This window comes from Persicitalea sp., from assembly GCF_041751555.1.
Classification (GTDB): domain Bacteria; phylum Bacteroidota; class Bacteroidia; order Cytophagales; family Spirosomataceae; genus Persicitalea.
In genome coordinates this window covers 1-7,175 of record NZ_JBGSXF010000141.1, presented here as the reverse complement: position 1 = coordinate 7,175, position 7,175 = coordinate 1, and the positions used below count along the sequence as shown (strand labels likewise).

Below are 7,175 nucleotides of genomic sequence, written 5' to 3'. Positions count from 1 at the left end.
GCCGAAAGCGCTGCTCGCGGATGTGGCCGTGTGGAATTTCGCCGCGCTCCAGCTCACGCCAAAGCTGGTAGTTGATGCGCAGGTAGGTACTTATGAAATCCTCCACCGAAGAAATGCCCAGGCCCGCCATGCCAAAAGTACCATACACTTCGGTCAGGCATTCGCCGGAACTGCGTTCGAAGTCCCAGAGTGTATGGTCGAGGTCGAAAAAGAGGTGTCGGTAATGAGTAGGCAAAAGTTTTTGGGTCAATGGTTAGCGGGGCCGGTACGCTGGAGGTGCATCTCGGCCCACGGCGATGAAAAGGTTAGTGTCCAATCGAGTGATCTGGTATGGATTGGCAAAATGTACCACTAAGAACACGAAAACCGTAGATTGGTTTTATCACTGCCGGACGGGAAGAGTGATTCTGAAACTCGCCCCTTCTTTATCCTGACTCAAGGCAGTGATTGTGCCGTTATGCTTGTCGATAATCTTTTTGGTGATGGCCAGGCCAATGCCTGAACCCTCGAATTTATCTTTGGTGTTGAGCCTTTCGAATAGAGAGAATATTTTTTCGCGGTACTGAGAGTCGAAGCCAATGCCGTTGTCGGTTACGGTGATGCATTGCGTTCCGCTGTACACTTCGCAACTCGAAATATTGATGATTGGTGCTTTATCTGGCTGGCTGAACTTGATCGAATTGCTAATCAGATTTTGAAATACTTGTTTGATCTGACCACGATTAGCTTCTATTTCGGGAAGATGCCCGACGTTAATTGTGGCGTTCTTTTCCTCGATCAGTATTTCGTAGTCGTCCAAAACCTCCCGAATGACTTCCCGCAGATTGATAAGAGCGAAACGGTTATCGTGGGTCGAGAGACGCGAGTAGCTCAGGATATCTGAAATCATAGTCCGCATTCGCTCCGACGACGCGATGATTTTTTCTAAAAAAACCGCGCTCTTTTCCGAAAGCTCGTGCTTATCGCGGAGCATGGTCGAAAAAATCAGGATTTTGCGCAGAGGCTCCTGCAGGTCGTGGGAGGCAACCGAAGCAAATTGCTGCAAGTCATGATTGCTCGTTTCCAGTTCAGCGTTGATCGTCGCCAGCGACTCATTTTTCGATTTGAGAAGTTGCTGAGTTTCCTTCTGGAAACTCAGATCAGTGATAATGACGCTCAGCGCCGGCCCCTCGTCTAGTTGCAGCGTTGTGACTGATAGTTGGCAGGGGATCCGCTTCTCGTCGTTGAGAAGCGAAATTTCGGTTTTGCTGTCGGTAAACCAGCCATTCTGAAAAATGTCGTGAAAAGTGTCGAGACAGTCGGCTGGAATGAAAGATTTGAAGGCAGTGCCGATAATGCCTGACAGCGGCGTACCGACCATCAATGAAAACATGGTGTTACAGTACACGATAAGACCGCCCTCGTTCAGAGTAACAGCGCCTTCGTTCATCTTTTCGATAAACACCCGGTAGTTTTGGTCGGCAGTTTTAAGGGTATAAAGCTGGTGCTCCTCATCGGGGCCCTTTACCACGAGAGCATCGACCTGCCCGGTACGGATGGCCTCGATGGTATCGGTTGCCTCTTCCAGCTGCAGCCTGAGTTCCTCGTTCTCTTGTAACAACTCTTCGTACGTTCGGGAGGTATTCATCAGCTTTCTGTCAAAACTCCCAATCCTCGCAACACCTTTTGCGTATTGGACATATCCCCAACCATTCGGCGTTCAGGCAACGGGTACCGCTTCACTAGCAGCGGTAAGGCGATGAGTTGCTCCTGTTCGGCAATAACTTTCTGCTGGTAAACGTCGACGATTTCGAGTGAGTATTTATTTTTAAGGTAATGATCGCAAATCTCCCTCAAATTGGCCACGGCCCGACGCGAATTGACCGACGCCCCCGCGATGAACAGTCTCAACACATACTGGTGTTCAACATCATCCTCATGCATCGCGTCCAGTGAATCGTTCATTCCAGTTTCTTGACAGGGCGTATGTTCAAACCAACGAGTACTTTCTCCTCATTGGAAAGGTCACCGATAATTTTGCGGATGGGTACGGGTACCTTCTTGACCAGCGTGGGGATAGCCAGAATCTGGTCGCCCTCGGCAAGTTGCGGCTGCACCAGCAAGTCGATCACCTCGATAGTGTATTTGTCCTTCAAATGCGTTTCGCAGTATTTCTTGAGGTTTTTCAAAGCCGCCACCGATTTGGTAGTTTTCCCGGCAATGTACAACCTCAATTCCCAGATTTCGTCGTCGTCGTTTTGCATCAGTTCAATTACATAATTATCATTCCAGGAAAAAGTCTATGGATTCTTCGGGTTATTCGCTCGTGAACTTTGAACTTATAGAACCATTCAATCTTTGCTGTCCCTACTTCTTGCCATTTTTTTTCGGTTTTTCTCCATGACTTCTCGCTTAAGCTCCTCCTCGATATAGGTTTTGTTGAGTTCCTCCCGTACCGAGTCAAACTCTTCCTTAAGACTGGCAACCTTGGCTTCCAGCACCTTCTTCTTGCGCTCGATCTCGCGGTCTTTGCGCGAAATGGCGTGGTCGTGCAACACAACGTCCGTCTCTTCCAGCAGTTGCTGTGCTTCTCGCGCAGATCCCGTCAAGATGCCGTCCGGACCGAGAAAAACATCCACGAGATCGAGGCCCCTTTCCGAAATAACGAATTCACGCACCTGGTTGGAGTGCTTCATGCCACGCGACTTCATCACGTACAGGCCGCGGTTGCGTTCACCGTTGGACTCGATGTCGCGCACCAGCAGCCAGGCGTCCACAAGTGAAGATACGTGTTCGTCAGTCTGTTCGCTACTGCTTTCTTTCAGAGTGAGTGCCGTAAACATAACCGTAATTCCCATATTTTGCAGAAAATCGATTAGTCGAATCAGGACACCTTTCACCTCGCTTACCGAACCGATCGTCACCAGATTAGTGATCGGATCCAGCACCACCACTTGGGGCTTAAACTGGTTTACCAACTTATGAATAGCCACCAGATGCATTTCCAGACCATGCAAGGTAGGTCGCGCCGCTTGAAATCTGAGCAGATCTGCGTCCATGTGCCGCTGCAAATCCATGCCAATAGATCCCATATTTCGGATAATTTGCTTCGGCGATTCCTCAAAGGCAAAGTACAGGCAACGCTCCCCATTTTGGCAGGCCGCATCGACGAAGCCCCCGGCGATGCTCGTCTTGCCCGTACCCGCAGTGCCGGATACAAGCACGCTGCCGCCCCGGAAAAATCCTTCGCCACCCAGCATTTTGTCCAGGCTGGGGATTCCCGAGGAAATCCGGGCGTTCGATACCTCATACCCAAGCGTCAGTGATGTTACGGGCAGAATGGAAATACCCTCGGCATCGATCAGAAAGGGATACTCATTCGTACCGTGAACCGAGCCGCGATATTTGACAATGCGAAGTAGCCGCGTCGAAATTTTGTTGACGATGCGGTGGTCGAGCAGGATCACACAGTCCGAGACGTACTCTTCCAGACCCTGCCGCGTGAGGGCGCCATCGCCCTTCTCGCCCGTGATAATAGTCGTGACACCCTTTTCCTTTAGCCATTCGAATAGTCGCCGCAACTCAGCGCGGAGAATGGCCATGTTAGAAAGGCCCGAAAACAGGCTCTCAATGGTATCCAGCACCACGCGCTTGGCGCCGATGCTGTCAATGGCATAGCCGAGCCTGATAAAGAGCCCATCCAAATCGTACTCGCCCGTCTCCTCGATTTCGCTACGCTCTACCTGTACATGGTCAAGTTTGATTTTCTTTTCCGCCTGTAGTTTTTCCAGATCGAAACCCAGCGAGGCCACATTCATGATTAGTTCGTCGGTTTTTTCCTCAAAAGCTATGAACACACCTGGTTCGTCGTGGTGCAACGCGCCATGAACCAGGAATTCCATTGAAAACAGGGTCTTGCCCGACCCGGCCGTCCCACATATTAGCGTGGGACGGCCTCTGGGCAGGCCGCCTTCGGTGATTTCGTCCAGGCCCTTTATGCCGGAAGATGCCTTAGGCAAGGAAGGTAAGGAGGCTTGGGGGGTGTTTTGATTCATGGTTTTGGTGCAAAGTACTTGGTACAGCGTTCTCGGTTAGGATTTTTTCGTTCGGGGTAAGAAACCACTTCTGAGGAAGATGGAGAATAGACACCTGTCACGACAGAAAGCAGGTAATCAATTGCTGGCTCAGGTCAGCAAAGCCCTCGAAGGAACTGGGCTTAGTGATAAACTTATCTACCCCCGCCTGGTAGGCCGACTCGATCAGGGTGGGATCAAAAGAGGTGGAGACCATTACTACGGGAATAGTGGCGATGCTGGGATCGGAGCGAATGGCAGCAATAGTTTCCAAGCCGTTCATCTTGGGCATATTCATGTCCAGCAAGATCAGAGCGGCTGGTATTGAGTTGTCACTATGGATCAGGGCCAAAAAATCCAACCCGTTTTCAGCCTCGATGATTTCAATCGAAGCTCCTGCTTCTTCAATGGCTTGCCGGATGAAAAAACGGTCGTCCTGATCATCATCCACGAGAAAAACGGTCTTAGCGCTGTTCATTAGAAGTCAAATGGATGAATCGAGAGGATAGGCAATCAGGTAGAAAATGAGAAACGGGGCGAAAAGTACGATACTCGGAACAAAAATCCCACTTTCTGCTATCGAAAGTGGGATTTTTGTTCCAAGTGTGTTTGAATGGATGAGAAAATATTCCCTCCAAATCAAAAGTCGAGTTTAAGCCTTTCGACGGGTTGATTGTCAACGAGGTGGCTCTGCACGATTTCTTCCACATCCGAAAGCTGTACATTACCATATAGGATTCCTTCGGGATAGACGATTACCGAAGGTCCCTTACCGCAGACATCGAGGCAGCCCGTGGGTTGAGCGCGCATACCGGGTAGCAGATCACGTTCTTTCATAGCTTCTTTAAAGGCTGCCACAAGTTCTGCGCCGTGCGTCGCACCGCAGCATTTCTTGGGAGCATCTTTTTGATTTGTGCAGACAAATACGTGTTTTTGGTACTTCATTATCAAATAGTTTGGAGTTTGAGGAGGCGAAATTACCAATTTGGTACGAAAAATGTTGTAAAGTTGTCGAACTAAATTAGACATGCTCCCGTTAAGAAAATCCTGAATATGTTTATATAATGCTACTTTTTCCTAAAATGGCCTTATGTTTAAAAAATGTGACAGGGACGCAACTTTTTTGACTTACTTCGCGTAAGTAAGTTGCAGACAGGGATTAATAAAGCGTATTTTTGAAAAAAGCCAAATAAATGTTTGCAAATTAGTTGTCAAACCTATTACTTTTGATTCGCATTTAAATACAACCTCCTTACCACAACAGCTTTACATTTATCAACCTTAAACGAAAAACAATATAGATACACGACTCTACGTTAACTAAATCGAATACACAAAATGCAGAAATTTCAAGTTAGCGACAGTGAGTTGGTATCGCTGTACATCCGTGGCGATGAAAAGGCATTCGAGAAGCTAGTTCTTCGCCATAAGTCAAGAATTTATACTACTATCTACCTGATTGTCAAGGATCAGTACGTTGCCGAAGACCTCATGCAGGATACCTTCATTAAGGCAGTGGACACGATCAAACAAGGCAGGTACAATGAGGAAGGTAAGTTTTTGCCGTGGATCGTCCGAATCGCCCACAATCTCGCTATTGATTATTTTAGACGCGATAAACGCTACCCCAGCGTAGTGTTCGAGGATGGAAGCAGCGTGTTCAACACGTTGGACTTCTCGGAAGATTCGGTAGAGTCGATCCAAATCCGACAAGAGACCCACGAGCAACTGCGGGAGATGATCCAGCGGCTGCCCGAGGTACAGCGACAGGTTCTGATAATGCGCCATTACGAAGAAATGAGCTTTCAGGAAATCGCCGATGCCACCGGAGTGAGTATCAATACGGCACTGGGGAGAATGCGTTACGCGTTGATTAACTTGCGCAAGCAATTCAGCCAACGTACTCCGCAATATGACAAAAACGTTTACCTACGATGATGTAGTCAGGTACCTTTACGCCGAGACTTCCCCTCAAGAAAATAACGAGATCGTCGAGGCACTGACCTCCGATTCTGACATGCTCGCCTTCTACTTGGACGCGCTCGAACTGCAGACCCAAATGGATCGCATTGTTCGCACTCCGCCCAGCCGGGTTACCGACAACGTTCTGCGCTACTCGCGACAGTATCCATCCAGCCAAACGGCTGACTTGTCTATCTAGGACAAGTCAGCCGTTTGGCTTTCTTTTTGTATTTTAACCGCAAAGGACGCTAAGTTCTTACGCGGAGAACGCCAAGTTTCTTTGCGATCTCCGCGTAAAACTCTGTGATCTCTGCGGTTAGTTTTTTAGAGAAGACTCATTTATGTTCAAGAAAGAACGCTACCGACTCCTGATCGACTACTTCACTACCCACTTCCCCGAGCCGGAAACCGAACTCAACTACCATAGTCCTTACGAACTCCTCATTTCAGTTATTCTTTCGGCCCAATGCACCGACAAGCGCGTAAACCTCGTCACGCCTGCCCTTTTCGACCGCTTCCCTGATCCGGCGGCATTGGCTGCCTCAGACGCCGAGGAGGTCTTCGCCTACATCCGGTCGGTTTCATACCCTAATAACAAAAGCAGACATCTCGTCGGCACGGGCCGGATGCTGGTGGCCGAATTCAACTCCGAAGTACCGAGCCAGGTGGACGAACTGCAAAAGTTACCGGGTGTGGGCCGTAAGACAGCCAACGTTATCGCCTCGGTTGTTTTCAACCAATCCACGATGGCCGTCGATACGCATGTCTTCCGAGTTTCACATCGCATCGGTTTAGCCCCGCTGACAGCTACGACGCCGTTGGCCGTAGAAAAAAACTTGATAGCCAACATTCCCCAAGCACTTGTCCCAAAGGCGCACCATTGGCTCATTCTGCACGGGCGGTACATCTGTGTGGCCCGCTCTCCCAAGTGCCACGAATGTGCCTTGACGCACCTTTGTAAGTACTACGAGAAGGCACAAAGGGCAAAAAAGTAAGCTTACATCTGAATTTTTTTGGCAGGTATTCCAACTATTTAGGCTTGGCACGATTCTCTATGGTACATACCGTGCATCGCAAAGAGAAATTTTCCCAGAACTCCTGCGTTACCTGACACCTATTCAGCGTACAGTTTTAGAATAGAAATACCCAACCAGCTAAATC

The 7,175-nt window shown here is 49.0% G+C and carries 9 protein-coding genes and 1 pseudogene; 3 read left to right on the top strand and 7 right to left on the bottom strand.

Translation table 11 applies throughout. From position 1 onward, the window contains the following. The 7 genes and pseudogenes from ACEW8P_RS04790 to ACEW8P_RS04760 all read right to left on the bottom strand — a co-directional run. Window positions 1-235: pseudogene (locus ACEW8P_RS04790) on the bottom strand (noncanonical pyrimidine nucleotidase, YjjG family); the annotation flags it as partial. 147 nt (window positions 236-382) lie between these two features. After that, window positions 383-1,627, bottom strand: a complete 1,245-nt coding sequence (locus tag ACEW8P_RS04785) for an ATP-binding protein (RefSeq protein ID WP_373511964.1) — start codon at window positions 1,625-1,627, stop codon at window positions 383-385. Further along, window positions 1,627-1,944 (bottom strand): circadian clock KaiB family protein, encoded by a 318-nt coding sequence (locus ACEW8P_RS04780; protein ID WP_373511963.1) that lies wholly within the window; start codon window positions 1,942-1,944, stop codon window positions 1,627-1,629. Before ACEW8P_RS04780 ends, ACEW8P_RS04785 begins: the two co-directional genes overlap by 1 nt. Continuing rightward, entirely contained in the window at window positions 1,941-2,243 is a 303-nt protein-coding gene (locus ACEW8P_RS04775; RefSeq protein WP_373511962.1) for a circadian clock KaiB family protein, read from the bottom strand. Before ACEW8P_RS04775 ends, ACEW8P_RS04780 begins: the two co-directional genes overlap by 4 nt. Before the next feature lie 87 nt (window positions 2,244-2,330). Then, a complete protein-coding gene (kaiC, locus tag ACEW8P_RS04770) occupies window positions 2,331-4,034 on the bottom strand; it encodes a circadian clock protein KaiC (RefSeq protein ID WP_373511961.1) in 1,704 nt (567 codons plus the stop codon). A gap of 97 nt (window positions 4,035-4,131) precedes the next feature. Continuing rightward, window positions 4,132-4,530 (bottom strand): response regulator, encoded by a 399-nt coding sequence (locus ACEW8P_RS04765; protein WP_373511960.1) that lies wholly within the window; start codon window positions 4,528-4,530, stop codon window positions 4,132-4,134. Between the two features lie 161 nt (window positions 4,531-4,691). Beyond that, entirely contained in the window at window positions 4,692-4,997 is a 306-nt protein-coding gene (locus ACEW8P_RS04760) for a ferredoxin (RefSeq protein ID WP_373511959.1), read from the bottom strand. A gap of 393 nt (window positions 4,998-5,390) precedes the next feature. Between ACEW8P_RS04760 and ACEW8P_RS04755 the strand changes: the two genes are divergently transcribed. From ACEW8P_RS04755 to nth, 3 genes are all read left to right on the top strand, one after another. Then, the gene (locus tag ACEW8P_RS04755) at window positions 5,391-5,990 is read left to right on the top strand and encodes an RNA polymerase sigma factor (RefSeq protein ID WP_373511958.1); all 600 of its coding nucleotides are present in this window, start codon (window positions 5,391-5,393) and stop codon (window positions 5,988-5,990) included. Continuing rightward, window positions 5,965-6,213, top strand: a complete 249-nt coding sequence (locus ACEW8P_RS04750; protein ID WP_373511957.1) for a hypothetical protein — start codon at window positions 5,965-5,967, stop codon at window positions 6,211-6,213. The genes ACEW8P_RS04755 and ACEW8P_RS04750 overlap by 26 nt, the downstream gene beginning before the upstream one ends. A gap of 142 nt (window positions 6,214-6,355) precedes the next feature. Then, a complete protein-coding gene (nth, locus tag ACEW8P_RS04745) occupies window positions 6,356-7,009 on the top strand; it encodes an endonuclease III (RefSeq protein ID WP_373511956.1) in 654 nt (217 codons plus the stop codon). Window positions 7,010-7,175 lie beyond the last annotated feature (166 nt).

Bases quoted from the DNA above. Each gene is read 5' to 3' on its own strand.
- ACEW8P_RS04785 (WP_373511964.1), bottom strand. From the start codon at position 1,627: ATGAATACCTCCCGAACGTACGAAGAGTTGTTACAAGAGAACGAGGAA.
- ACEW8P_RS04780 (WP_373511963.1), bottom strand. From the start codon at position 1,944: ATGAACGATTCACTGGACGCGATGCATGAGGATGATGTTGAACACCAG.
- ACEW8P_RS04775 (WP_373511962.1), bottom strand. From the start codon at position 2,243: ATGCAAAACGACGACGACGAAATCTGGGAATTGAGGTTGTACATTGCC.
- kaiC (WP_373511961.1), bottom strand. From the start codon at position 4,034: ATGAATCAAAACACCCCCCAAGCCTCCTTACCTTCCTTGCCTAAGGCA.
- ACEW8P_RS04765 (WP_373511960.1), bottom strand. From the start codon at position 4,530: ATGAACAGCGCTAAGACCGTTTTTCTCGTGGATGATGATCAGGACGAC.
- ACEW8P_RS04760 (WP_373511959.1), bottom strand. From the start codon at position 4,997: ATGAAGTACCAAAAACACGTATTTGTCTGCACAAATCAAAAAGATGCT.
- ACEW8P_RS04755 (WP_373511958.1), top strand. From the start codon at position 5,391: ATGCAGAAATTTCAAGTTAGCGACAGTGAGTTGGTATCGCTGTACATC.
- ACEW8P_RS04750 (WP_373511957.1), top strand. From the start codon at position 5,965: ATGACAAAAACGTTTACCTACGATGATGTAGTCAGGTACCTTTACGCC.
- nth (WP_373511956.1), top strand. From the start codon at position 6,356: ATGTTCAAGAAAGAACGCTACCGACTCCTGATCGACTACTTCACTACC.